Genomic DNA, 25259 nt, shown 5'->3' on the forward strand with positions numbered 1-25259 from the left:
CGTCGCGGCCGGCTCAGCCCGCGGCTCCCCCCGAGACGAACGGCGGCTTGGCCACCTCGACCGGGACCTCCCGGCCCCGGACGTCGACCACCAGCGCGTCGCCCTGCTGCACCCCGCGGTCCAGGAGGGCCAGCGCGACACCCTGCCGGCGGGTCGGGCTGAAGGTGCCGGAGGTGACCGTCCCGACCTCGCGGCCGTCCTGGTCCAGCACCCGGCAGCCGGCCCGGGGGATCCCTCGGCCGGTGACCACCAGCCCGCCGGACAGCCGCGACTCCTTGGCCTCCTTCTGCGCGACCAGCCTCTCCCGGCCCCAGAACGCGGGCTTGCCCCACCCCACCGCCCAGCCGGTGCGCGCCATGACCGGCGTGATCTGCGGGGACAGCTCGTTGCCGTGGAGGGCGTAGCCCATCTCCGTGCGCAGCGTGTCCCGGGCCCCCAGACCGCAGGCCAACCCGTCCACCGGCCCCATGGCCGCCATGAGCGCGTCCCACAGCGCGGGGGCGTCGGCCACCGCGCACACCAGCTCGTAGCCCCGCTCTCCGGTGTAGCCCGTGCGGCACACCGTCACCGGGACCCCGTCCCGGCGCGCCTCGACGAAGCTCATGTAGCCGTGCCCGGTCGGCAGGCCCACCGCCTCCATGACCTCGTCCACCCGAGGGCCCTGGAGCGCCAGGATGGCGTAGTCCTCGTGCTGGTCCTCGACCACGACCTCCTCCGGCCGGTCCGGCGCCTCCTGCAGCAGGCGCACCACGGTGGCGGTGTTGGCGGCGTTGGGGATGAGGAGGACCTCCTCCTCCGAGCGCAAGTAGGCGATCATGTCGTCGACCACGCCCCCGTCCTCGGCGCAGCACGTCGTGTACTGCGCCTGCCCCGGCTGGATGCGGTCCAGGTCGTTGGTGAGGCAGCGGTTGAGGAAGTCCTTCGCGCCCGGGCCCGAGACCGAGGCGTTGCCGAGGTGCGAGACGTCGAACAGACCCACGCGCTCGCGCACCGCGGTGTGCTCGGCGACGACGCCGCCCCCCTGGTACTCGATCGGCATCGACCATCCTCCGAAGTCGGCCATCTTCGCGCCGAGCGCGACATGCCTCTCGTGCAGGGGGGACGTCTTCGTCGCGGAGTCGCTCATGGGCAGCCACCCTAGTGGCTGCCCGGTGTCCTAGTCTCGGAGCCGGACCACCCCGCACCACCGACGACAAGGACGCTCCATGGCTGCCCGCACGCCCGTGACCTTCACCGACGACGACCCCACCACCACCGGCGCCGACGCCCTCGTGGTGGGGGCCGCCAAGCAGGACGGCTCGGTGAGCCTGCTGCCCGGATCCGGACTGTCCGACGAGGCGGCCACCGCGCTGCAGGAGGCCCTGGTGGCCGTCGGGGCCGAGGGTGGCGCCGAGGAGGTCACCCGCCTGACCGGGGTGGCGGGGATCGCGGCACCGCTCGTCGTGGTCGTCGGCGTCGCCGGCCGCGGCCCCGCCCCCCGCACCGAGCAGCTGCGGCGGGCCGCCGGGGCGGCCGCCCGGGCGCTGGCCGGCCGCGGGTCGGCCGTCTTCGCCCTCGGTCAGCAGGACCGGCAGGAGGCGGTCGCCGTCGCCGAGGGGGTCGCGCTGGGCGCCTACACGTATGCCGAGCAGCACGGCGTGGGCAAGTCCGGCACCGCGAAGCGCGGGCTGGCCCGGGCCTCGGTGACCGGGGTGAGCGGTGAGGAGGCGGCGGCCGCGCAGGCGGAGGTCGAGGCCCTGGTCGCGGGGGTCTGCTACGCCCGCGACCTGGTCAACACGCCCCCCAACCTGCTCTACCCCGAGAGCTTCGCGGACGACGTCGTGCGCCGTGCCGGCGAGGCCGGCGTGGAGGTGGAGGTCTGGGACCACGATCGCCTGGACGCGGAGGGCTGCGGCGGCATCATCGGGGTCGGGCAGGGCTCGGCACGCGGGCCTCGGCTCGTCACCCTGCGCTACACCCCGGCGGGCGCGTCGAAGCACCTGGCCCTGGTCGGCAAGGGCATCACCTTCGACTCCGGTGGGCTCTGCCTCAAGCCGGGCGCCTCGATGGTGACGATGAAGATGGACATGGGCGGGGCCGCGGCCTGCGCGGCGGCGACCCTCGCGATCGCCGAGCTCGGCCTCCCGGTGCAGGTGACGGCATACCTCTGCCTCGCCGAGAACATGACCGGCGACCTGGCGCAGCGTCCGGGCGACGTCGTGACGATGCGTGGCGGTCGCACCGTCGAGATCATCAACACCGACGCCGAGGGCCGCCTCGTCATGGCCGACGGGCTGGCCCTGGCCACCGAGCAGCAGCCCGACGCCATCGTCGACGTCGCCACCCTCACCGGTGCCTGCATCGTCGCCCTCGGCGAGCGCACCATGGGGGTCATGGGCAACGACGACGAGCTGCGGGACACCCTCGTGCGGCTCGGGACGGAGTCCGGCGACACCGCCTGGGCGCTGCCGATGCCCGAGGAGATCCGGCCCACCCTCGACAGCCCGGTCGCCGACCTCAAGCACACCGGGGAGCGCTCGGCCGGGGCCATGGTGGCCGCCACCTTCCTGCAGGAGTTCGTCGGGACCCGGGGCGAGGGCGAGGAGGCCCGGCAGATCCCGTGGGCGCACCTGGACATCGCCGGGCCGGCCTTCAACGAGAAGTCCGCGTGGGGGTACCACCCCAAGGGCGGGACCGGTGCCGGGGTCCGACCCCTGGTGGCGCTGGCCCGCTCCCTGGCGGGCTGACCCCCACCCCGGGCGCACACGCACGAGGGGCACCACCGCGTCGCGGTGGTGCCCCTCGCGTCCGTCTCCGGGACGTCAGCCGCTCTTGCGGCGGAACATCTGCTGGGCACCCGAGGTCTTGGCGCCGCGCTCCTGCGCGACCTTGCCGTGCTCGGAGTGGTCCGAGACGTCCGTGCCTCCGTGAGCCTGCTTGCGGGCCAGGGCCTCGCGGAACTTGGCCTTGACGTCCTCCGTGACCGGATCGTTGCTCATCGGGCCACCTCCTCACTCTCGCCGGACATGACGGGCTCACCCTGACACGCGCGAGGATCGGCCGCCACCGCATTTCCGGCAGGTGGCAGGATGGCGCACGGACCGGCCTTCCTGGGTGGCACCACGCCTGACCCAGCGGCAGCATCACCCGTAGACTGCAGGCCCCGGACGAGGAGAGAGTCAACACATGTCGGAACGTGTATCGATGCCCGCCCTCGGTGAGTCCGTCACCGAGGGGACCATCACCCGCTGGCTGAAGAGCGTCGGCGACGCCGTCGAGGTCGACGAGCCGCTGCTCGAGGTCTCGACCGACAAGGTCGACACCGAGATCCCCTCCCCGGTCGCCGGCGTGCTGCAGGAGATCCTCGCCGAGGAGGACGACACCGTCGAGGTGGGGGCGGACCTGTGCGTGGTGGGTGACGACGACGGCGGTTCCGGGGACGACGGCGGCTCCTCCGACGCCGACGCCCAGCAGGACGACTCCTCCGAGGCGGACGAGCAGGAGCAGGCGGACGACCAGACCTCCGACGGCGACGGGTCCTCCGACGACACGTCGGCCGAGGCCTCCTCCGGGGGCGACTCCTCCGGGAGCGACTCCTCGGGCGGCGACTCCTCCGGTGGTGGCTCCTCGGGCGGCGAGACGGTCACCATGCCGGCGCTGGGCGAGTCGGTGACCGAGGGCACGGTCACCCGCTGGCTGAAGTCCGAGGGCGACACGGTCGAGGTCGACGAGCCGCTGCTCGAGGTCTCGACCGACAAGGTCGACACCGAGATCCCCTCCCCCGTGGCGGGTGTCCTCACCTCCATCCTCGCGGCCGAGGACGAGACGGTCGAGGTGGGCGGCGAGCTCGCCGTGATCGGGGGCGAGTCCTCCGGGTCCTCCGACGACGGGCAGGAGCAGCAGGACGACAGCGCCGGTGCCGACGACGCGGACCCGGGCTCCGGGGACGAGCAGGAGGAGACCGACGCCGAGGAGCAGGACGAGGCGTCCGGCGACGACCAGGGCGGGTCCTCCGACGACCTCGCCGAGGAGTCGGAGAAGCACGAGCAGGCCGCCGAGGAGTCGGCCGAGAAGTCCGGCACGTCCGAGGCCGACGACTCCGGCGTCGCCACCGGCGTGGGGACCACCTCCACCGAGAACGGCACCACCTCGCACAAGGACGCCGACGGCGACGGCACCCCGGACTCCCAGCAGCGCTCGGGCTCCGCCGAGGCGCCGTCCCAGGACGTGAGTGCCTACGTCACCCCGCTGGTGCGCAAGCTGGCCGCGCAGCACGGCGTGGACCTGGCCTCGCTGAGCGGCACCGGGGTGGGCGGCCGCGTCCGCAAGCAGGACGTGCTGGACGCCGCCCAGGCCCAGAAGGAGCAGAGCGAGAAGGCCGCCTCCGAGCAGGCGGCGTCCGAGCAGGCCCCGGCCGAGCAGGCTCCCGCCGAGAGCACCTCGGGTGCCGCGCCCACCGGTGGCGGAGCCTCCGGCGGCGGGGACGCCAAGCGGGGCACCACCGAGAAGATGTCGCGGCTGCGCAAGGTCATCGCCACCCGCATGGTCGAGTCGCTGCAGACCAGCGCCCAGCTCACGACGGTCGTCGAGGTCGACGTCACCAAGATCTCCCGGCTGCGCAAGCGGGCCAAGGACGAGTTCCTCAAGCGTGAGGGCACCAAGCTGTCCTACATGCCGTTCTTCGCCATGGCGGCGATCGAGGCGCTCAAGGAGCACCCGATCGTCAACGCCAGCGTCGAGGACGACTCCATCGTCTACCACGCGGCCGAGCACCTGGGTGTCGCCGTGGACACCCCGCGCGGGCTGCTGGTCCCGGTGATCAAGGACGCCGGCGACCTCAACATCGCCGGGCTGGCCCGCAAGATCGCGGACCTGGCCGAGCGGACGCGGGACAACAAGGTCGGACCGGACGAGCTGTCCGGCGGCACCTTCACGCTGACCAACACCGGGTCCCGCGGCGCGCTGTTCGACACGCCGATCATCAACCAGCCCAACGTCGGCATCCTCGGGACCGGGGCGGTCGTCAAGCGCCCGGTCGTGGTCGTGGACGAGGACGGGATGGAGACCATCGCCATCCGCGACATGGTCTACCTCGCGATCAGCTACGACCACCGCGTCGTGGACGGGGCCGACGCCGCGCGCTTCCTCGCGACGATGAAGGAGCGGCTGCAGGACGGCAAGTTCGAGGTCTGACCGACGTGAGCCTCCCTGACACCCCGTCCGGCCCGCGGCTGGTCGCCATCACCGGCGCCAGCGGGCTCATCGGGTCGCGGCTGAGCGAGGTGCTGCGCGGTCGCGGCGACCAGGTGCTTCACCTGGTGCGCCGCGACCCGGCACCCGCGGCCCGCCTCCCGGACGGGGTCCGGGAGGCGCGGTGGTCCCCCGGGGACCGGCTGGACCCCGGGACCCTCGAGGGCGTCGCCGGCGTCGTGCACCTCGCCGGGGCAGGCATCGGTGACCGGCGGTGGACCGAGGAGCGCAAGGCCGTCCTCGTCTCCTCGCGCCTCGACGGCACCCGGACGATCGCCCGCGCCCTCGCGGAGGTCGCCTCGGCCGACGGGCACCGGCCGCGCCTGGTCTCCGGCTCCGCCGTCGGCTTCTACGGCGACCGCGGCGACGAGGTGCTCACCGAGGACAGCCCGGCGGGAGAGGGGTTCCTGGCCCGGCTGGTCCAGGACTGGGAGGCCGCGACCGGGGCCGCGGAGGAGGCCGGGGTGCCGGTGGCGCACGCGCGCACCGGGATCGTCCTGTCCCCCGACGGCGGCGCGCTCGGTCGGCTGCTGCCGCTGGTCCGGCTCGGGCTGGCCGGCCCGCTCGCCGGAGGCGACGCCTGGTGGCCCTGGATCACCCTGCACGACGAGGTGCGCGCCCTCGTCCACCTCCTGGACCGTGCCGACGTCACCGGGCCCGTCAACCTCAGCGCCCCGTCGCCGGCCACCCAGCAGCAGGTGACCCGCGAGCTGGCCGGCGAGCTGCACCGCCCGGCCATCCTGCCCGCCCCCGGGTGGGCCCTGCGGCTGGTGCTCGGCGAGATGTCCCAGGAGATCCTGGCCTCGACCCGCGCCCTGCCCCGGGTGCTGGAGCGGTCCGGGTTCGAGTTCACGCACCCGGACCGGGGGCGGGCTACCCGGTGGGTGGTCGAGGAGCTGAGGGCCTGAGCGGTTCCCACCGCTCCACCAGCCAGGCCCGGTCGTGCACCGTCAGCACCATCCGGACCCGCTCGACACCGCCCGCCGCGGCGTGCACCCGCTCGGCCCCACGCCATACCTCGAGGTCCGGGCTGCGCACGGTGGCGTCGACGACCAGCCGACCGGTGTCGCGCTCCTCCACCACCGCCTGGGTCACCTCGAAGTCCACCGAGGGGTAGCGCAGGCCCTGCTCGGCGGCCTCCCCGAGCAGCGCGCGCTCGTGCTCGTCCGCCACGGACCCGGGCGCGGTGACCCGGCGCAGCCGCTCGAGGTCCCCCTCCTCCCAGGCGGCGGACCGGTGGTCGAGGAGGCCCTGCACGACGTCCCGGACCGCTCCGTCGTCGCCCGTCGCGCCCGTCGCGGGCGCCGGGTCGGTGCCCGTGACCACCTCGGCCGGGGAGGGCGTCGCCGACCCCGGTCCCGACGAGGGGGGACCGGCGGTCCGGGCGACCGGTGCCGGTGGGGTCGGCACGGCCCCGGCCACCCCCGAGGGCGCCGGCCCGGCCTGCAGCACGGCCCACAGCGTGGCGCCGACCACGGCCAGCACGAGCCCGAGCCCCAGCACCATCCCCACCCGGGTCGCGCTGGCGGGTCCGGTGCCGTCGGGCACCCGGTGCGCGCCGCCGCCGCGGCTCCGGCCCGCGGACCGACCGACCCCGCCCTCCGGACGCGGACGGGCCGGCGTCCGGACGGGGGCGCGTCCGAGGGGTCGCCGCCACCACCGCCGGACCGTGCCCGGCCTCCCCGCCCGGTCCTCGGCGTCCGCGAGGGCCACCTGCCGCAGGCGCTCGGTCAGGCCGGTCGCGGCGTCGGCACCGGGAGCCACCTCCACCGGCTCGGGGTCGGCGACCGCCAGCAGGGCGGTCGGGAGGTCGTCGGCCGCGGGCCGGTCCTCGGGCTGCGGCGCCATGCAGGCCTGCACCAGCTCGACCAGCGCAGGGGGCAGGGCGGGCGCGAGGTCGCCGAGGGCCGGCCGGTCGAAGCCCGGCCCCGGGCGCTCCCCCACCAGGCAGAGCCACGCCACCGCGCCCACCTGGTAGACGTCGGACTCGGCCGTGGCCACGAAGCCCTCCAGCACCTCGGGGGCCACCATCCCCTCCTGGGCGGCGGTGCCCCACCCGCGCAGCCCCTGCTCCCCCGCCACCCGCGCCGCGCCCAGGTCGCCGAGGAGCGGCATGCCGTCGCTGCGGAAGAGCAGGTTGCCCGGTGAGACGTCGCCGTGCACGACGCCTGCGCGGTGCAGGTCGCCCAGGGCGCCCGAGATCGGGTGCAGCACGGTCACCAGCTCGCCGGGCGAGAGCAGCCGGCGGCGGCGCAGCACCTGGGCGAGGGAGCCGCCCGCCGCGAGCTGGGTCACGACGGCCACCGTCGGGTCCCCGGGGTCACCGAGCGGGAGCACGTCGTAGAGGTGCAGCACGTGCTGGTGACGCAGGCCCGCGAGCAGGCCCGCCTCGGCGAGGACGCCGGTCAGGGCGGCCCCGTCGCCGGCGCCGGCACGCACGAGCTTGACCGCCACCGGCAGACCGTCCGCCCGGCGGCGTGCCCGCCACACCTGCCCGCTCCCGCCGACCCCCAGCGGGTCGAGCAGGTCGTATCCGGGGACCGTGGGGGGCGTCATACCGACAGCCTGCCCGCTCGCCGGGTCGGTGTGCAGGAGTTGTCCACAGGCCTGCGACCACCGGGGGCTACAGTGCTGGTATGCGTCTCGAGCACCTCGGTCTGGCCCCCGACCTCGTGGACTACGTCCAGGCGTGGGAGCACCAGCGCGAGGTCCACGCCCGGGTGGTGAGCGGTGACCTGCCGGACACGGTCCTGCTGCTCGAGCACGCCGCGGTCTACACGGCCGGCCGGCGCACCGAGGCCCACGAGCGCCCCCTGGACGGGACGCCCGTCGTCGACGTCGACCGGGGCGGCAAGATCACCTGGCACGGGCCGGGGCAGCTCGTGGGCTACCCCATCGTCCGGCTGCCCTCCCCCGTCGACGTGGTGGCGCACGTGCGCCGGCTGGAGGACATGATGATCGGGGTGTGCGCCGAGCTGGGGGTCGAGGCGACCCGGGTGGAGGGCCGCTCCGGCGTCTGGCTGCCCGCGGACGCGGACCGTCCCGAGCGCAAGATCGGAGCCATCGGCATCCGGGTGAGCCAGGACGTGACGATGCACGGCTTCGCCCTCAACTGCGACTGCGACCTGGGCTGGGCGGACACCATCATCCCGTGCGGCATCGCCGACGCCGGGGTCACCTCGCTGTCGGCCGAGCTGGGCCGCCCGGTGGGGGTGCCGGAGGTGCTGCCGGTCGTCGAGCGGCACCTGGACCGGGTGCTCTCCCCGACCGCCACGTCGGGCCTGGGCGGGCGGGAGACCGCGCCGAGGGCCTGACCGGCGACCCGAGGTCGGGGACACGCCTGCAACAGACGCCGACCTCGCGACACAGCCAGGGTTGACTGGCCACGTGCGGGTGCCCGGTGCGGGCACCCACCGACGCGAGGAGAGCAGGTGAGCGTGGCCCACCCGACCGACGAGGGACCGGCCCTGACGATCCGCGGGCTGCGCAAGACCTACCGCACCGTGCGGGGGCGCAGGGTCGCGGTCCACGGCCTGGACATGGACGTCCCCACGGGCGGCGTGCACGGCTTCCTGGGCCCGAACGGCTCGGGCAAGACGACGACCATCCGGATGCTGCTCGGCCTGGTGCGGCCGGACGCCGGTGAGATGCGCATCTTCGGCACCCCCGTCCCCCGGGAGCTGCCGGCGGTCGTCGACCGGGTGGGTGCCATCGTGGAGTCCCCGAAGTTCTTCCCCGGCTTCACCGGCCGCCGCAGCCTCACCCTGCTCGCCGAGGCCATCGGCACGCCGACCTCCCGGGTCGGCGAGGTGCTGGACGAGGTCGGCCTGGGCGGCCGGGGCGAGGACACCTTCCGCAGCTACTCCCTGGGGATGAAGCAGCGCCTGGCGATCGCCGCCACCCTGCTCAAGGCGCCGGACCTGCTCATCTTCGACGAGCCCACCAACGGGCTCGACCCGGCCGGCATCCACGAGATCCGCACCACCATGCGGCGGCTCGCCGACCAGGGGCGCACGGTCCTGGTGAGCAGCCACATCCTCTCCGAGGTCGAGCAGATCGCCGACACGGTCTCGATCATCGGACGGGGCCGGGTGCTGGCGCAGGGCTCGGTGGCCGGGCTCATCGGCGCCGGCGGGGAGACGGTCGAGGTCGGGGTGCGCCACCCCGGGGCCGCCGTGCGCGTGCTGCGCGAGGCCGGGTTCGCCGCCGAGTGGCTCGCCCGCCCCCGTGGCCAGGACGCGGCGGAGGCCCTCCGGCAGGCCGAGGACGAGGAGGTCGCCGGGCTGCTCACCGTCACCGGCGCGCACCCGGCCGAGATCACCCGGCTGCTGGCGGGGCAGGGGCTCTGGGTGGAGCGCCTGGTGCCGAGCCGGAGGGGACTGGAGCAGATCTTCCTCGAGCTCACCGAGGACGACGCGCTGCCCGCGCGCACCTCCGAGCGCGCGGAGGGGGCCGCATGATCCGGCTGGTCGGGGTCGAGCTGCACCGGCTCCGGGCCCGGCGCATCGTCGTGCTGGCCCTGGTGGCCAGCGCCCTCATCGCGGGTTTCGCCCTGTTCACCGTCAACCAGCAGGCGGTCCAGCTCGAGCGCGCCCGCAGCGGCGCCGACGCGGCGTTCCAGGAGCAGCTGCGGTGGTGGGAGGAGAACGGCGAGCGGGAGCGGGCCAGCTGCCTGCAGTCGCAGGAGGAGGAACGCCGCCTCAGCGGTGACGCCTCGGTCGACTTCGGGTGCGACCAGATGCAGGCCCCGACCCCGGAGCAGATGTACGGCGCGATGCCCTCCCTGGCCGGTCAGTACGACGAGCTCCTGCTCGCCCTCGCCTACCCGTTCCTCCTGCTGGCCCTGCTGGTCGGCTCCACCCACGTCGCCGCGGAGTTCACCCATCGCACGATGGGGTCCTGGCTCACCTTCGTGCCCCGCCGCGGCGTCGTCTTCGCCGCCAAGGTGGTGGCTGCCGCCATCGTCGCCCTCCCCGTGACGGGTGTCGGCGTGAGCCTCGTCCTGCTCGGGGTGCCCGCCGTCTTCCGGTGGCACGGCATCGACGGCGGGGGCACCGCGGACCAGTGGGTCGTGCTCGCCTGGGCCGTCGTGCGGATCATGGTGCTGGGTGCCCTGGCCGGGGCGCTGGGCGCGGCCGCCGGTTTCCTCGTCCGGCACAGCGCCGTGGTCGTGGGGGTGCTGCTGGGCTACCTGGCCGTGGTGGAGGGGATCCTCGGGGCCTCGCTGCCGCAGGCCTCCCGCTACCTCCTCGGCCGCAACATCCAGGGCTTCGTCGAGAACGGCACCCGGTGGACCGTGTATGCCGACTGCTGGGGGCCGACCGGTGAGTGCCGCGAGGTGGTGGAACGGCTCAGCTTCGCCCAGTCCGCCACCACGCTCATCCTCGTCGTGCTGCTCGTCGTCGGGCTCGCGCTCTGGCGGTTCCTGCGCACGGACGTCGACTGAGCTGCTCGGGCGGGTGGACCGCCCGGACCGACCGGCGCGCACGGGGCATACCCTGGAGGGGTGCACGCGTTGTCACCTGTGACAACGAACCGAACCGTAGGGAGCACCTGTGACCGTCGCACCGGAGGGCCGTCGACTGCTGCGCGTCGAGGCGCGCAACGCCGAGACGCCGATCGAGCGCAAGCCCGACTGGATCCGGACCACGGCCAAGATGGGGCCGGAGTACCAGGAGCTGCACTCCATGGTGAAGAGCGGCGGGCTGCACACCGTCTGCCAGGAGGCGGGGTGCCCCAACATCTTCGAGTGCTGGGAGGACCGCGAGGCGACCTTCCTCATCGGCGGTGACATCTGCACCCGTCGCTGCGACTTCTGCGACATCTCGACCGGGCGCCCGCTGCCGCTGGACCGGGAGGAGCCGCGCAAGGTCGCCGAGTCCATCCGGACCATGGAGCTGCGCTACGCCACCATCACCGGGGTCGCGCGAGACGACCAGAAGGACGGCGCGGCCTGGCTCTACGCCGAGGTCATCCGCAAGGTGCACGAGCTCAACCCCACCACCGGCGTGGAGATCCTGCCCCCCGACTTCGGCGCCGTCCCGGAGCTGGTCCAGCAGGTGTTCGACGCGCGTCCGGAGGTCTTCGCGCACAACCTGGAGACCGTGCCGCGCATCTTCAAGAAGATCCGCCCCGCGTTCACCTACGACAAGTCGCTGCGGGTGCTGTCGATGGCGCGGGACGACGAGCTGGTGACCAAGTCCAACCTCATCCTCGGGATGGGCGAGACGGAGGAGGAGATCGACCAGGCGATGCAGGACCTGCACGACGCCGGGTGCGACATCCTCACCATCACGCAGTACCTCCGGCCCTCCAAGCTGCACCACCCCATCGACCGGTGGGTCAAGCCCCAGGAGTTCGTCCACTGGTCCGAGCGCGCCGAGGAGATCGGCTTCAAGGGCGTCATGGCCGGGCCGCTGGTGCGCAGCTCCTACCGGGCCGGCAAGCTCTACGCGCAGGCCATGCGCCGGTGGGGGCGCGAGGTGCCCGAGCACCTGTCCCACCTGGCCCAGCAGGCCGAGGCGGACATCCCCGCCCGCCAGGAGGCGGCCTCGCTGGTGGCGGCGCAGGAGCGTCGGGAGACGCCCCGCGCCCGCGTATCCTGATCTCCATGTCCTCGTCCTCCGCCACCGCCGCGCCCGAGCCGAAGAAGCGCCGCTTCGGACGCACCCGCAAGCCCAAGGACCCGAACAACCCGGGGCGCATCGCCCAGATCCGCCAGGTCTTCACGATGACCCGCAAGGCGGACCCTGCCGCCCTGTGGTGGATGGCCCTCGCGGCGCTGGCGGTGCTCGTGGTGGCCCTGCTCGTCGGGCTGTGGCTCGACCAGGTGGTCTACGTCCTCATCCTCGGCGTGCCCATGGCCCTCCTGGCCGCGGTCATCGTCCTGGGCCGCAAGGCCGAACGCGCCGCCTTCGCGCAGATCGAGGGCCAGCCCGGGGCCGCTTCCGCGGTGCTGCAGCAGCTGCGGCGCGGCTGGTACTACGACCAGGAGCCGGTGGCCGCCGAGGCCGGTGGCCAGGTCCGCGGTATGCGTGACCTCAACAACGCGGCCATGGTCTTCCGAGCCGTCGGTCGCCCGGGCGTCGTGCTCATCTCCGAGGGTCCGCGCGGCTCCGCGCAGCGCCTGGCCAAGGCCGAGGAGCGCAAGGTGTCGCGCGTCGTCGGGCACGAGGTGCCGGTGCACACGATCTCCGTCGGCAAGGCCGAGGGCCAGACCCCGCTGCGCGAGGTCGTCAAGACCATCAAGAAGTACCCGAAGTCGCTGACCAACGACGAGGCGCTCGTCGTCCAGCAGCGCATGAAGGCCCTGGGCAGCCGCAACAAGCCGGCGATCCCGGCGGGCATGGACCCGACGCGTCCGCCGCGGGCCAGCCGCCGCGCCCTCCGCGGCCGCTGACGCACGAGCGCCCGCTCCCACCGGCGTCGCAGGGAGCACGCGGTGCGTAACACCGGCGTAACACCCGAGTGACCCGGCGGAAACCACCTCCACGTAGGTTAAGGGTCACCGGACCCGTAACCCCGAGTCGTCGCCCGGTCCGCGACAGGAGGAACTCCATGTTCAGCAATGCCGACGAGGTGCTCGCCTACATCAAGGACGAGGACGTCAAGTTCATCGACATCAGGTTCTGCGACCTGCCCGGCGTCATGCAGCACTTCAACGTGCCGGCCGCGACCTTCGACCAGGACGCCTTCGACACCGGCCAGATGTTCGACGGCTCGTCGATCCGCGGCTTCAAGTCCATCCACGAGTCGGACATGAAGCTCATCCCGGACCCGCAGACGGCCTACGTCGACCCGTTCCGCACCGAGAAGACGCTCATCATGAACTTCTCGATCGTCGACCCGTTCACCGACGAGCCCTACGAGCGCGACCCGCGGCAGATCGCGCGCCGCGCCGAGGAGCACCTGCGCTCGACGGGGATCGCGGACACCGCATACTTCGGTGCCGAGGCCGAGTTCTACGTCTTCGACGACGTGCGCTTCTCGACCGGCCCCAGCGGGGGGTACTACCACATCGACTCGGTGGAGGCGGCCTGGAACACCGGCCGCGCCGAGGACGGCGGCAACCGCGGCTACAAGCCCCGGTTCAAGGGCGGCTACTTCCCGGTCCCGCCGGTGGACCACTTCGCCGACATCCGCGACCGCATGGTGCTCAACCTGGCGACGGTCGGCCTGGACGTCGAGCGCGCCCACCACGAGGTCGGCACCGCCGGGCAGCAGGAGATCAACTACAAGTTCAACACCCTGCTCCACTCCGGCGACGACATCATGAAGTTCAAGTACGTCATCAAGAACACCGCCTGGGCGGCGGGCAAGACGGCGACCTTCATGCCGAAGCCGGTCTTCGGCGACAACGGCTCGGGGATGCACACGCACCAGAGCCTGTGGAAGGACGGCGAGCCGCTGTTCTACGACGAGAACGGCTACGGCGGGCTGTCCGACATCGCCCGCTGGTACATCGGCGGCCTGCTCGCCCACGGCCCGGCGCTGCTGGCCTTCACCAACCCCTCGCTCAACTCCTACCACCGCCTGGTGCCGGGCTTCGAGGCGCCCATCAACCTCGTCTACTCGGCGCGCAACCGCTCGGCCTGCGTCCGGATCCCCATCACCGGGGCGTCGGCCAAGGCCAAGCGGGTGGAGTACCGCGTGCCTGACCCCTCGGCGAACCCCTACCTCGCCTTCTCCGCCCAGCTCATGGCCGGCCTGGACGGGATCAAGAACCGCATCGAGCCGCCGGAGCCGGTGGACAAGGACCTCTACGAGCTCCCGCCGGAGGAGATGGCCGACATCGACCAGCTCCCGACGAACCTGCCGGACGTGCTCAACGCGCTGGAGGACGACCACGCCTTCCTCACCGAGGGCGAGGTCTTCACCGAGGACCTGCTCGGGGCCTGGGTGGACTACAAGCGCGCCAACGAGATCCAGCCGACCCGTCTGCGGCCGCACCCGCACGAGTTCGAGATGTACTTCGACATCTGACGAAGCGCGTCGACGGAGGGCAGGCAGCGAGGAACGAGCTGTCTGCCCTCCGTAGCGCGAGGAAGGTGTCGCATCAGGGTCGACATCTGACGAAGCGCGTCGACGGAGGGCAGGCAGCGAGGAACGAGCTGTGTGCCCTCCGTAGCGCGAGGAAGGTGTCGCATCAGGGTCGACATCTGACGAAGCGCGTCGACGGAGGGCAGGCAGCGAGGAACGAGCTGTCTGCCCTCCGTTGCGTCCGGTGGGTCCTGTCTGCCAGCCGGTATGTCGTCCCTGTGCCGGTTCGTCATCTGGCAGCCTCCTCGAACAGGCTGTCAGTCGACCTCAGGGGCTCGCAGATGACGTGGCGGCTGTCAGACGGCCTGCAGGCCGGCACAGCGGCGCCGGCTCAGCGGAGGAACCACCAGGCGGCGCCCTGCAGGAGCAGGAACGCGACCATCGCGGCCACGGACGGGCCCGGTGAGCCCCGGCCGAGGCGACGGACCCCGAGGACGGACAGCGGGGCGGCGAGGAGGCCGGCGAGCGCGACCGTCCACGGGAGGACGACCAGGCTCAGCCCGTATGCCGTCACGCCGGCCACCGCCCCGAGCCGCCGCAGCGTCAGGGCCGGGAGCCGGGTGGCCAGCGTGTGCTTGCCGGCCGCTCGGTCGGCGTCGCGGTCCGCCCACTGCGTCTCGAGCAGGTTCACGAGGACCAGGAGGCAGAAGGGGAAGAAGGTGAGCGCCGCGGGCCCGAGGGCGGCCCCGGCGGCCACGGCCCCGGTGGCCGGCAGCAGCAGGCCGCCCAGGAGCGCGTTGGCCACCTCTCCCCACCCGTGCCGTGAGAAGGGCCAGGGCCCGACGGAGTAGGCCCACCCGCCCGCCAGACCGAGCACGAGCAAGGCGGCCACCAGCACGCTCACGATCCCGGTGGCCAGGCCGACAGCCGTCAGCACCGCAGCGAGTGCCGCCGCCACGACGGCGACGCGCAGCGCGAACGCGGCCGGCAGCCCGTGCTCGCCCAGGGCCCCGCTGCCGCCAGAGAACCGGGTGCGGACGGTGCGGGCGTCGGTCTCGACATCGGCGAACTCGTTCACCACGTGCACGCTGGTCGCGACCGCGACGACCACCAGAGCCGTGAGGACCGCACCGGCTGGGCGCAGCGCCGTCCCACCCGCGCCCACCCCGGTCGTCCCCGCGACCCAGCCCACGGCGTAGACCGCGAGGATGAGCAGGACCTGATCGGGGCGGCTCATCCGGACGGCCGCGCGCAGACGCACCGACGCCGGTCCGCCCGGTCCGCCCGGTCCGCCCGGTCCGCCCGGTCCGCCCGGTCCGCCCGGTCCGCCGGGTCCGCCACCGCTCAGCGCCACGTGCCGACGAGCACCCGGACGTGGCCGCCCCGCCGGATCCAGGAGCGGGTCCGGGTCAGCTCCGGCTCGACGACCACCCAGGGATGGGCGTCGATGTCGGCGCCGCCGAGCCGGCAGGCCAGCCGGGCCAGCGGCGCGGACCAGGCCGCGGCACCGGTGGGCCGCGCCATGTCGACGACGGCGACCCCTGCGCCCGGCCGGAGCACGCCCGTCACCGCCCGCCACACCCGGGCTGGGTCGGGGGTGAGCGACAGCGCGTAGGTCGCCACGACGGCGTCGAAGGGCTCGCCGGCGGCCGCCTCCCGCAGCGCCTCCGGGTCGGCCATGTCCCCCTGCGCCAGCCGCAGCCGCCCCCGACCCGGCGACGGGGCGCGCCGACGCCCGGCCACCTCCAGCATCGCGGGGCTGCGGTCCAGGCCCACGACGGTGCCCGTCGGGCCGACCGCGTCCAGGAGCGCGGGGAGGTTGAGCCCCGTCCCGCACCCGAGGTCCAGCACCCGCTGACCGGGTCGCAGCCCGAGCGCCGGGAGCGCGAGGTGGCGGCCCACGCCATACACCGGCTCGCCGGAGAGCACGTCGTAGGTGCGGGCCGTGAGGGCGCCGTAGCGCTCCACCCTCACCCCGCCAGCTCGTCCGCGACGTCGGTGAGGCCGGCACCCGCGTCGCACAGGCCGATGAAGGCCCCCAGCTGGAGCACGGCGTGCGGGCTGGAGGGCAGGTGGGCGGTGAGCGCCTCGGAGCGGATGAGCACGGCTCGCCACTGCGCCCGGGAGATCGCGACGTTGAGCCGGTTGCGGCTCAGGAGGAAGCCCATGCCGCGGGGCACGTCGGCGGCGGACGAGGCGGTCATCGACAGGATCGAGACGACGGCCTCCTGCCCCTGGAACGCGTCGACCGTCCCGACCCGGACCTGCCCCAGCCCGGCCTCGGCGAGATGCTCCCGGACGAGCGCGACCTGCGCGTTGTACGGCGCGACGACGAGCACGTCACGCTGCCGGAGCGGTCGCGGCCCGCGGGCGTCCCCGGGGTCGGTCCAGGTCGCCCCGAGGTGCGCCCGCACCTGGCGCACCACCTCGGCCGCCTCCTCCGGCGACTCGGTGCGGTTGCCCCGGTGCTCGAGCCGCACCACCTCCAGACCCGGAGCGAGTCCCTCGAGCAGCCGCCGGGCCGGCGGGTCCGCGGAGCCCAGCTGACCGGCGTACGCCAGGGCCGAGACCGGGGCCGTGACCGCCGGGTGCATGCGGTAGGTGCGCTCCAGGAAGTACCCCCGCTCCGGCGGGAGCGTGGCGTCCTCTCCCATGACCCAGCCCAGGGCCGACTCGTCCACCGGCTCGGCGTGCGTGCCCTGGCTGACCTGCGGCAGCTGCTGCGGGTCGCCCAGCAGCAGGAGCCGGCGGGCGGCCCGCGAGGCGCCGACGGTCGGGGCGAGCGCGAACTGCCCCGCCTCGTCGACGACGAGCAGGTCCAGGCCGCCGGGCTCGACCAGGTCGGGGTGGGAGAAGGTCCAGGCGGTGCCACCGAGGACGCACCCGGTCCCCCGGTGCTCCTCGAGGTATGCCGCCCGCGCCGCCGCCGTGTCGGTCAGGGTGGTCCACGTCGGGTCGGCGCTCTTGGGTGCCGACTTCGCGACCAGGGACGGGTCGAGGCCCGCCCGCACGACGGCACCGAGGACGTTCTCGACGACGAGGTGCGACTGCGCCACCACTCCGACCCGCCAGCCGTGCTCCTCCACGAGCCGGCGGACGACCCGGGACCCGGTCCAGGTCTTGCCGGTCCCCGGCGGCCCCTGCACGGCGACGTAGGAGTCGTCCATCGCCAGGAGCGCCGTGACGATGTCACCGGGGGCGCCCGCGCCGGTCCCGTGCGGCAGCCGTCCGCCCTCGCGCAGCCTCGGCGGACGTCGGGCCAGCAGGTCGAGCGCCGCTCCCCCGGGCAGCTCCGGGTGGGCCAGCGCGTCGCCGGCGACGGCGGCGATGGCGGCGGGGATGGGGTCGGGGCGTGGCGGCGCCTCCGGGACCAGCGCCACCGGCAGGTCGTCGAAGACGTCGTCCGGTGCGCGGGCCTCGACCAGCAGGACCACCCGCGGGTCGTCGGCGTCGGGCTCGATCGCGTCGGCCCGCGCCGCGGCCCAGGGCGCCCCGTCCGGACCTGCGGTCCGCGGCGGACCCGGCGCGGCGTAGACCACCTGCGCCCGCCGGGCCGTGCTCCCCGGCGCCCAGTCCCCCACCAGCCGCAGGGTGCGCCGCCAGCTGCGGGCCTTGCCCTCCGGCGGGGTCCAGTCGGCCACCACCTCGACGGACTCGACCGCGAAGACGTCGCGGGTGCGCGCCCAGCTCTCCAGGGGGTGCTGGAGCCGGTCGAAGTGGCCCCACCAGAACTGCTTGGCCTCGCGCCGGTGGTAGCCGATCGCGGTGGCCAGCATGGCCCAGGCCCGCTCCTGCGCCGAGCGCTCCGGTGGTGGACCGGCTCCGGCACGCGCCTGCAGCGCCTCCTCCAGGGCGCTCTCCTGCTCGGCGCTCTCCCGGGCCTGCGGCTCGATCACCCGGGGCCGGACCTGGTCGCGCACCTCGGCCTCCTCGGCCCGCTCCAGCAACCAGTCGCGCAGCCGCCGGGTGGAGACGCAGTCGTAGCGGTTGTAGTCGGCCAGGTCGTCCAGCCGACGGGTCGCCCCCGCGGGGTCGTCCTCCTCCAGGACGCGGAACTCGTGGTAGGCCAGGATCGAGGCGTCGCCGGAGCTCACGCCGTCCTCCGGACGCAGCTCGGAGCCCATGTAGAGCGGCTCGAGCTTCTTGATGCTGTAGGACGGCGCGGCGACCAGGACCGAGCCGCGCACCACGGCGTAGAGGTCGACGAAGACCTCGGCCCGCAGGAGGTCGTCGAGCTCCTCCTCGCGCACCCGGTAGCGCATCGCCATCGCCTTGAGGGCGCTGGTCTCGTAGGGGGCGTAGTGGTAGACGTGCAGGTCGGGCCACCGGCGGCGGCGCTCCTGCAGGTCGTCGACGAAGGCGACGAAGGCAGCGCGCTCGGCGGCGAAGGAGTGCGCCCAGGTCGGGGTGTAGCAGCCGGACGCGTCGAGCACGCCCCAGAGGTACTGCAGTCCCGCGTGGGCCCGGTCGCCCTCGTCGTGGTGCGGGTCGCCCTCGAAGTCGAAGAAGAGGTCGCCCTCGCTCGGGGCCGGCAGCAGCGCCAGGGTCCGCGCGGCCGAGGCGGTCAGCCGGTGGGTGGCGCCGCCGACGACACCAGCCCCCGCCTGCAGCCCCGCCTGGTCGCGCAGCCGGTCGAAGGTGGCGGCCGGGATCCCCTCCGGTGCGCTCGCGGCGACGGCGAGGTCGGCGACGGTCTCGATGCCCTCCTCCCGCAGGCGCGCGCGTCGCCGCGCGTCCACCCCGGCGACGAGCAGCACGTCGTCCGCGGCCCCGGCGGCGGCCAGGCACTCCTCGCACCGCCCGCACACGGCATACCGGTCCTCGCCCCAGCGCACCGCCTCACCCCCCTCCAGGTACGCGCGCAGGAACCGTTCGAACCGTCCGCGCACCTCGGCGAAGACCGACACGAGGTCGTGCGTCGGCAGGTCGCGCCGCTCGCCTGAGCCGAGCAGCAGGCTCGCGGTGGCGGAGACCGGGACCCCCGCGCGCCGCAGCTGGTCGGCGTAGGCCCCGAGCTGGACCAGCGCGAGCGCCGACTCCGAGCGGGCGAGCTTGGCGTCGCACACCCGCCAGCCGTCGTCCGCGCGCTCGAGCACGTCGGCGTAGCCGAGCATCCGCCCGTCGAAGAGGCACGCCTGGGAGACCGCCCGCGCGTCACCGGCGAGCGCGGCACGGGTCTCCCGGGCGGCCTCCCGCAGCGACTCCACCGACAGCGGCGGGACCGGCCGCGCGAGCTCGAGGAGGCCGCCGCGGTCGCGGTATGCCGTCAGCAGCTCGGCCTCGTGCCGGTCCCCCAGCCGGGAGAGCAGGTCGCGCACGGGGTCGTGCCGTCGTTCCGGCTCCGGGAGGCGCCCCAGCGCCGCGTCGACGTGCCGTAGGAAGGCATACTCGCACCCCAGCGCCGCGCGCAGGTCCGACGGGCTCCACACCACCCGCTGCGGTCCCAGCACGATCATCCGCTCCACCTCCTCCGGCGCGTCCAGCCTCGCACACGGCACCGACAACCCCGTCGACGTCCCGGGCCCCGGCACCGGGCCTGGGATCATGTCGGGCATGAACCGCCTGGAGCGTTGGGAGTCGCGCACCCAGACCCCGTTGATGATCGCCGCGCTCGTCTTCCTCGTCGCCTTCGCCATCCCCATCGTCAATCCGGGGCTGCCCTCGAGCGTCCTGCGCACCTGCACGGTGGTCCAGGACGTGATCTGGGGCGTCTTCCTCGTGGACTACGCCTACCGGCTCGTCGTGGCACCCCGTCGGTGGCAGTTCGTCCGCAAGCACCCCGTGGACCTCGCGGCGGTGGCGCTGCCCGCCCTGCGACCCCTGCGGCTCGTCGCCGCGCTCTCCTTCGCGCACCAGGTGGCCGGGGAGAAGCTGCGCGGGCACGTGGCGCTCTACGTCACCACCGCCACCCTCCTCGTCGTCACCATCTCCTCCCTGGCGGTCCTCAACGCCGAGCGGGGCCACCCGGACGCGACGATCCAGACGTGGCAGGAGTCGCTGTGGTGGTCCTTCGTGACCGTGACGACGGTGGGGTACGGCGACTACGCCCCCGTCACCGGCGAGGGGCGCCTCTTCGCCGTCGGTCTCATGCTGTGCGGCATCGCGCTGCTCGGCATCGTCACGGCCAGCCTGGCCTCGTGGCTCCTCGAGCGGATCTCCGAGCCGGACCCCCACCGCCAACCGGCCACGGCGGCCGACGTCGCCGAGCTCGCCGAGGAGGTCCGCGCGCTCCGGGCCGAGCTGGCCGGGCTGCGCGGGCCCGACCAGGGCTAGCTGCCAGGGTCCAGCACCGCGCGCAGCCGGGCGGCGTAGTCGGCCGCCTCGGGGCCGGCGTACCGCGTCCGCGGCCAGAAGAACCCGCGCAGACCGTCGCCCTTCGTCCGAGGCACCACGTGGACGTGCAGGTGCGGCACCGACTGGCTGACCACGTTGTTCATCGCCACGAAGCTGCCCTGGGCCCCCAGGGCGGTCCGCACCGCCCCCGCGACGTCACGGGCGGCGCCGAAGAGCGGCACGACGAGGTCGTCGGGCAGCTCGGTGAGGGTGTCGACGTGACGCCGGGGCACGAGGAGCACGTGCCCCTTGAAGACCGGCCGGGTGTCGAGGAAGCCGACGACCTCCTCCCGCTCGAGCACGGTCTGCGCCGGCTCCTCGCCGGCAACGATGCGGCAGAAGAGGCAGGCCATGGCGCCCACGCTAGCCGCCGGCGGACCCGAGCACCTGGTGTATGCCGCGGGCCGCCCCGGCGGCGATCTGGTCGACCTCGTCGTCGCTCACCACGAGCGGCGGGCCGAGCAGCAGCAGGTCGCCGTTCGTGCCGTCCGCGCAGCCGGTGCTGGGGTAGACGATGACCCCTTGCTCCCGGCAGGCCTCGGTGACCCGCTCGACCAGCCGCTGCGCGCGCGGGTGCGGCGCACGGGTCCCCTCGTCCGCGACCAGCTCGACGGCCTGCAGCAGCCCGCGCCCGCGCACGTCGCCGATGCCGGGGACCCGGGCGAGGTGGCGGTGGAGGGCGTCGTGCAGCCGGGCCCCCTGCCGGGCCGACGCCTCGACCAGGCCGTCCCGCTGCAGGATGCGCAGGACGGCCAGGCCGGTGGCGGCCCCGACGACGTGGTGGGAGTAGGTGAAGCCGTGGACGAAGCCGGCGCGGGCCAGCACCTCGTGCACCGGCCCGCTGACGACCGCGAGCCCCAGCGGCCAGTAGCCCGAGGCGGTGCCCTTCCCGGCCGTGAGCACGTCCGGGCGCAGGCCGAAGTGCTCGCTGGCGAACCACCGGCCGGTGCGCCCGAAGCCGGTCATGACCTCGTCGGCGACGACGAGCACGCCGTGCCGACGGCATACCTCGGTCACCGCGGGCCAGTAGTCGTCCGGCGGGACGCAGGCCCCCAGCCCCGCGCCCGCGACGGGTTCGGCGACGAACGCCGCCACGCGCCCGGGGCCGACCCGCTCGATGGTCTCCTCCAGCGCCTCCGCGTGCCGGACGCCGCACCCGTGCGGGTGGGTGTCCGGGAACGCGCAGCGGTACTCGTAGGGGGTGGTGGTGTGCTCGGCACCGGTGAGCCACGGCAGGTAGGGGGCCCGCAGCCCGGCGCGCCCGGACACGCTCAGGGCGCCCCTGCTGTTGCCGTGGTAGGACCCGCGGCGGCCGATGACGACGTCCCGGTCCTCCCCGCGGGCCAGGTGGTAGGCGCGCACCATCTTCAGGGCCGACTCCACCGCCTCGCTGCCCCCCGAGACGGGGTAGATGCGCGGGTCCTCCAGCGGCAGCAGCGGGGCGAGGGCATCGGCATACTCCTCCAGCACCTCGCTGGAGAACGCCGACCCGTGCACGTAGGCGACCCGGGACGCCTGGGCCGCGGCGGCCTGCACGACCTCGTCCACCCCGTGGCCGACGCCCACGACGACCGCGCCGCCGGCCGCGTCGAGGTAGCGGCGGCCCTCGACGTCGACGAGGACCGCGCCCTCGCCGTGGTCGATCCGGACCCGGTCGCCGCCACCCCGGGAGAAGACGTGCCGCGAGCCCACCGGGTCAGCCGCCGTGCGACGCCGCGCCCGCGGCGGCCGCGACGGCCTCCCCGAAGATGCGCAGACCGGTCTGGGCCTCCTCCGGCGTCACCACCAGCGGGGGCGACATCCGCACGACGCTCTCGCCCGCCTCGAGCACGAGCAGGCCGCGCTCGAAGGCGGCCTGCTGGACGGCGGCCGACAGGGCGGGGTCGGCGAGCTCGACGCCGATCATCAGACCGACGCCGCGCACGTCGACGACGGCCTCCGGGTGGGCGGCCTGGATCTCGCGCAGCCCGGCCAGGACCTGGTCGCCAACGGTGCGGGCATGCTCCAGCAGACCCTCGGACTCGATGACCCGCAGCGTGGCCAGCCCGGCCGCGCACGGGACGGGGCTGCCGCCGTAGGTGGACCCGTGGGTGCCGGTGCCCCAGCTCTCCATGAGCGAGGCCTTGGCGATGAACGCGCCCAGGGGCAGGCCCGAGGCGATGCCCTTGGCGGAGAGCAGGACGTCGGGCTCGACACCGGTCTGCTCGATGGCCCACATGGTCCCGGTGCGCCCCATGCCGCACTGCACCTCGTCGGCGACGAGCAGGATGCCGTGCTCGTCGCACAGCTCGCGCAGCCGCCGCATCCAGCCCTCGCCGGGGACGATGTAGCCGCCCTCGCCCTGGATCGGCTCGACGAAGATCGCCGCGACCTCGCTGGGCGCCACGTCGTGACGGAAGATCGTCTCCAGGGCGTCGAAGGTGGCGGTGTCGGAGGCGTCCTCGCCGGCGGCCACCTTGGCCGGGTCCGCGTAGGGCACGTGCAGCACGCCGGGCAGCAGCGGACCGAAGCCCTGGTGGTACTTCGGCTTGGAGCTGGTGAGCGAGACGGCCCCCATGGTGCGGCCGTGGAAGGCGCCGAAGAAGCTGATGACGTAGGGCCGCTTCGTCGCGTAGCGGGCGAGCTTGAGGGCGCCCTCGACGGCCTCGGCGCCGGAGTTGGTGAGGAAGACCCGCACCGGCTCGCTCATCGGCGCGGTCCGGGCGAGCGCGTGGCACATCTGCGAGTAGACCGGCAGGAAGAAGTCGCTGGCCGAGTAGTGCAGCAGGTCAGCCGCCTGCTCCTGGACCGCGCGCACCACCTCGGGGTGGGCGTGGCCGGTGGAGTTCACCGCGATGCCGGCGTTGAAGTCGAGGAAGAGGTTGCCGTCGACGTCCTCGATGCGACAGCCGCGCGCACGCCGCGGGGCGAAGGGGTAGGCGCGCGGCAGCGAGGGGCTGGTGATGGCCTGGTCGCCGGCGACGACCTCCCGGGTCAGCGGGCCGGGGAGCTCGGTGCGCAGGTCGGGCACGGGGCGGGAGGGGTCGGCCCAGTCGGTGGTCGGCTCGGCCAGGGTGGTGTCGGTCATGGGGCTCTCCTGCAGGTCGGGGTGAGGTCGGGGTATGCCGGGCCGTCGGGGCCCGGGGGCGGCCGGCTCAGCCGGTGACGACGGTCTGGGACTGCTCGCGCATGAAGAGCTGGACGTAGTGCAGGCCGCCACCGGCCTTGCCCGAGCTGCCCGAGCCCTTCCAGCCGCCGAACGGCTGCACGCCCGGCCACGCGCCGGTCGTGGCCCCGGCGGGCCGGTTGACGTAGACGACGCCCGCCTCGATGCCGGCGAGGAAGCGGTCGATCTCGTCCTGCTCGCCGGCGAACAGCCCGGCGGTCAGCCCGAAGACCGTGTCGTTGGCGCGCTCCAGCGCCTCGTCCAGGCCGTCCACGGGCGCCACGACGGCCAGCGGCACGAAGAGCTCGCTGGTGAACAGCTCGTCGTCGGCGGGCAGGCCGGAGATGAGGGTGGGCTGGACGAAGTAGCCCGGGTGACCCTCGGCCCCCTGCAGCACCTCGCCCCCGGCGACGACCGTGCCTCCGGCCTCGCGGGCGTGCTCCACCGCGGCGCGGAAGCGCTCGACCGCCTCGGCGTCGATGACCGGGCCGCAGAAGGTGGCTCGCTCCAGCGGGTCCCCGACGACGACCTCGCTCACCGCCTTGCCCAGGGTCTGGACCAGCTCGTCGTGGACCGAGGCGTCGACATACACCCGGGAGCAGGCGGAGCACTTCTGGCCCGACGCCCCGGCGATGGACCGGGTGATCCCCTTGGCCGCCGCGTCGAGGTCGGCCGACGCGGTGACGATGGTCGGGTTCTTGCCGCCCATCTCGGTGATGACCGGGCGCGGGTAGTCGCCCCGGAAGGCGTCCATGACGGACATCCCGCCCGCGTAGGACCCGGTGAAGGTCAGCCCGTCGAGGCCCGGGTGCGCCACGACGGCCTTGCCGACGTCGTCCCCGCCCGGGAGGATCTGCATGAGCCCCTCGGGCAGCCCGGCCTCGAGCATCGTCTCGTAGAGCTTCCACGCGACGTGGGTGCCCTGGACCGAGGGCTTGAGGACGACCGCGTTGCCGGCGACGAGCGCGGCGGCCGCGGGACCGGCGGCGAGCGCCATGGGGAAGTTGAAGGGGCTGATGACGCCCCAGACACCGTGCGGGCGCAGGACCGAACGGGTGGTCTCGGTGGCGGAGAGCTGCTCCATCGCCGCCTCGAAGCCGCCGTTCCTCTCCACCTGGTCGCAGTAGTAGCGGAAGAAGACGGCCGACTCCTCCACGTCGCCCAGCGCCTCGAGACGGTTCTTGCCGACCTCCATGGTCATGAGGGCGGCCAGCTCGTTGGCCCGCTCGCTGATGAGGTCGGCCACCTCGCGCAGCACCGGGAGCCGCTCCTGCCAGGGCGTGGCCGCCCAGGCGCGACCGGCTGCTCGCGCCGCGTCCACGGCGGCGTCGACGGCACCCGGCGAGGCGGCCCGCACCCGCGCGACGAGCACGGAGGGGTCGGCGGGGCTGGTGACGTCGACGGGGTCACCGGGCGCCGGGTCGCCGGGGGCGGAGATCTCCGCCCCGAGCCAGCCACGGGCGACCTCCACTCCGGCCTCGTAGGCCGTGTGCAGGTCCTCGTTGTCAGCGGTCAGGGTCGCGTAGGTCACCTTGTAGGGCTCGGACACCGTCGTCTCCTCATATCTCGCAGA

The 25259-nt window shown here is 74.2% G+C and carries 20 protein-coding genes; 10 read left to right on the forward strand and 10 right to left on the reverse strand.

What is annotated here, in order from left to right; genetic code table 11:
• Positions 1 to 13 precede the first annotated feature (13 nt).
• Positions 14 to 1126 carry a glycine cleavage system aminomethyltransferase GcvT gene (gene gcvT / locus AVL62_RS10340; RefSeq protein WP_058891546.1) on the reverse strand — a complete coding sequence of 371 codons (1113 nt, stop codon included), beginning with the start codon at positions 1124 to 1126 and terminating at the stop codon, positions 14 to 16.
• Between the two features lie 79 nt (positions 1127 to 1205).
• Between gcvT and AVL62_RS10345 the strand changes: the two genes are divergently transcribed.
• A complete protein-coding gene (locus AVL62_RS10345; protein WP_058891547.1) occupies positions 1206 to 2726 on the forward strand; it encodes a leucyl aminopeptidase in 1521 nt (506 codons plus the stop codon).
• Positions 2727 to 2801: 75 nt separating this feature from the next.
• Here AVL62_RS10345 and AVL62_RS17300 read toward each other — a convergent pair whose 3' ends face one another.
• Entirely contained in the window at positions 2802 to 2978 is a 177-nt protein-coding gene (locus AVL62_RS17300) for a DUF5302 domain-containing protein (RefSeq protein ID WP_161937878.1), read from the reverse strand.
• A 187-nt stretch (positions 2979 to 3165) separates the two neighbouring features.
• On the opposite strand from AVL62_RS17300, the gene sucB reads away from it, so the two are divergent.
• Entirely contained in the window at positions 3166 to 5172 is a 2007-nt protein-coding gene (gene sucB / locus AVL62_RS10350; RefSeq protein WP_058891548.1) for a 2-oxoglutarate dehydrogenase, E2 component, dihydrolipoamide succinyltransferase, read from the forward strand.
• Between the two features lie 5 nt (positions 5173 to 5177).
• Entirely contained in the window at positions 5178 to 6137 is a 960-nt protein-coding gene (locus AVL62_RS10355) for a TIGR01777 family oxidoreductase (protein ID WP_083518865.1), read from the forward strand.
• Here the strand turns inward: AVL62_RS10355 and AVL62_RS10360 are convergent.
• Positions 6103 to 7785: a serine/threonine-protein kinase gene (locus AVL62_RS10360; protein ID WP_058891549.1), complete on the reverse strand. Its 1683-nt coding sequence runs from the start codon at positions 7783 to 7785 to the stop codon at positions 6103 to 6105. The genes AVL62_RS10355 and AVL62_RS10360 overlap by 35 nt on opposite strands.
• Positions 7786 to 7865: 80 nt before the next feature.
• Between AVL62_RS10360 and lipB the strand changes: the two genes are divergently transcribed.
• The 6 genes from lipB to glnA all read left to right on the forward strand — a co-directional run bounded on the left by lipB (position 7866) and on the right by glnA (position 14211).
• Entirely contained in the window at positions 7866 to 8543 is a 678-nt protein-coding gene (gene lipB, locus AVL62_RS10365; protein ID WP_058891550.1) for a lipoyl(octanoyl) transferase LipB, read from the forward strand.
• A 117-nt stretch (positions 8544 to 8660) separates the two neighbouring features.
• Positions 8661 to 9689, forward strand: a complete 1029-nt coding sequence (locus AVL62_RS10370) for an ABC transporter ATP-binding protein (protein WP_058891551.1) — start codon at positions 8661 to 8663, stop codon at positions 9687 to 9689.
• Positions 9686 to 10675 (forward strand): hypothetical protein, encoded by a 990-nt coding sequence (locus AVL62_RS10375; RefSeq protein WP_058891552.1) that lies wholly within the window; start codon positions 9686 to 9688, stop codon positions 10673 to 10675. Before AVL62_RS10370 ends, AVL62_RS10375 begins: the two co-directional genes overlap by 4 nt.
• Before the next feature lie 109 nt (positions 10676 to 10784).
• The gene (lipA, locus tag AVL62_RS10380; RefSeq protein WP_058891553.1) at positions 10785 to 11834 is read left to right on the forward strand and encodes a lipoyl synthase; all 1050 of its coding nucleotides are present in this window, start codon (positions 10785 to 10787) and stop codon (positions 11832 to 11834) included.
• A gap of 5 nt (positions 11835 to 11839) precedes the next feature.
• The gene (locus AVL62_RS10385; RefSeq protein WP_058891554.1) at positions 11840 to 12628 is read left to right on the forward strand and encodes a DUF4191 domain-containing protein; all 789 of its coding nucleotides are present in this window, start codon (positions 11840 to 11842) and stop codon (positions 12626 to 12628) included.
• Between the two features lie 158 nt (positions 12629 to 12786).
• Entirely contained in the window at positions 12787 to 14211 is a 1425-nt protein-coding gene (gene glnA / locus AVL62_RS10390) for a type I glutamate--ammonia ligase (protein WP_058891555.1), read from the forward strand.
• Between the two features lie 388 nt (positions 14212 to 14599).
• On the opposite strand, the gene AVL62_RS10395 is transcribed toward glnA, so the two are convergent.
• The 3 genes from AVL62_RS10395 to AVL62_RS10405 form a co-directional block, all read right to left on the reverse strand.
• Positions 14600 to 15445: a UbiA family prenyltransferase gene (locus tag AVL62_RS10395; protein WP_153011752.1), complete on the reverse strand. Its 846-nt coding sequence runs from the start codon at positions 15443 to 15445 to the stop codon at positions 14600 to 14602.
• Between the two features lie 107 nt (positions 15446 to 15552).
• Positions 15553 to 16182, reverse strand: a complete 630-nt coding sequence (locus AVL62_RS10400) for a class I SAM-dependent methyltransferase (protein WP_201023249.1) — start codon at positions 16180 to 16182, stop codon at positions 15553 to 15555.
• Entirely contained in the window at positions 16179 to 19664 is a 3486-nt protein-coding gene (locus AVL62_RS10405; RefSeq protein WP_058891558.1) for a TM0106 family RecB-like putative nuclease, read from the reverse strand. The genes AVL62_RS10400 and AVL62_RS10405 overlap by 4 nt, the downstream gene beginning before the upstream one ends.
• 97 nt (positions 19665 to 19761) lie before the next feature.
• Here AVL62_RS10405 and AVL62_RS10410 point away from each other — a divergent pair, with 97 nt between their 5' ends.
• On the forward strand, positions 19762 to 20481 hold the full coding sequence (locus AVL62_RS10410) for a potassium channel family protein (protein ID WP_201023250.1): 720 nt from the start codon (positions 19762 to 19764) through the stop codon (positions 20479 to 20481).
• Here AVL62_RS10410 and AVL62_RS10415 read toward each other — a convergent pair.
• From AVL62_RS10415 to AVL62_RS10430, 4 genes are all read right to left on the reverse strand, one after another.
• On the reverse strand, positions 20478 to 20894 hold the full coding sequence (locus AVL62_RS10415) for an HIT family protein (protein WP_058891804.1): 417 nt from the start codon (positions 20892 to 20894) through the stop codon (positions 20478 to 20480). The two genes, AVL62_RS10410 and AVL62_RS10415, sit on opposite strands and share 4 nt — an antisense overlap.
• Positions 20895 to 20904: 10 nt before the next feature.
• Positions 20905 to 22233, reverse strand: coding sequence for an aspartate aminotransferase family protein (locus AVL62_RS10420; protein ID WP_058891560.1), 1329 nt, complete (start codon positions 22231 to 22233; stop codon positions 20905 to 20907).
• Between the two features lie 4 nt (positions 22234 to 22237).
• The gene (locus AVL62_RS10425; protein ID WP_058891561.1) at positions 22238 to 23608 is read right to left on the reverse strand and encodes an aminotransferase class III-fold pyridoxal phosphate-dependent enzyme; all 1371 of its coding nucleotides are present in this window, start codon (positions 23606 to 23608) and stop codon (positions 22238 to 22240) included.
• A 67-nt stretch (positions 23609 to 23675) separates the two neighbouring features.
• Entirely contained in the window at positions 23676 to 25235 is a 1560-nt protein-coding gene (locus tag AVL62_RS10430; RefSeq protein WP_058891562.1) for an aldehyde dehydrogenase family protein, read from the reverse strand.
• Positions 25236 to 25259: the final 24 nt, after the last annotated feature.

This window comes from Serinicoccus chungangensis, assembly GCF_001483745.1.
Taxonomy (GTDB): Bacteria; Actinomycetota; Actinomycetes; order Actinomycetales; family Dermatophilaceae; genus Ornithinicoccus; species Ornithinicoccus chungangensis_A.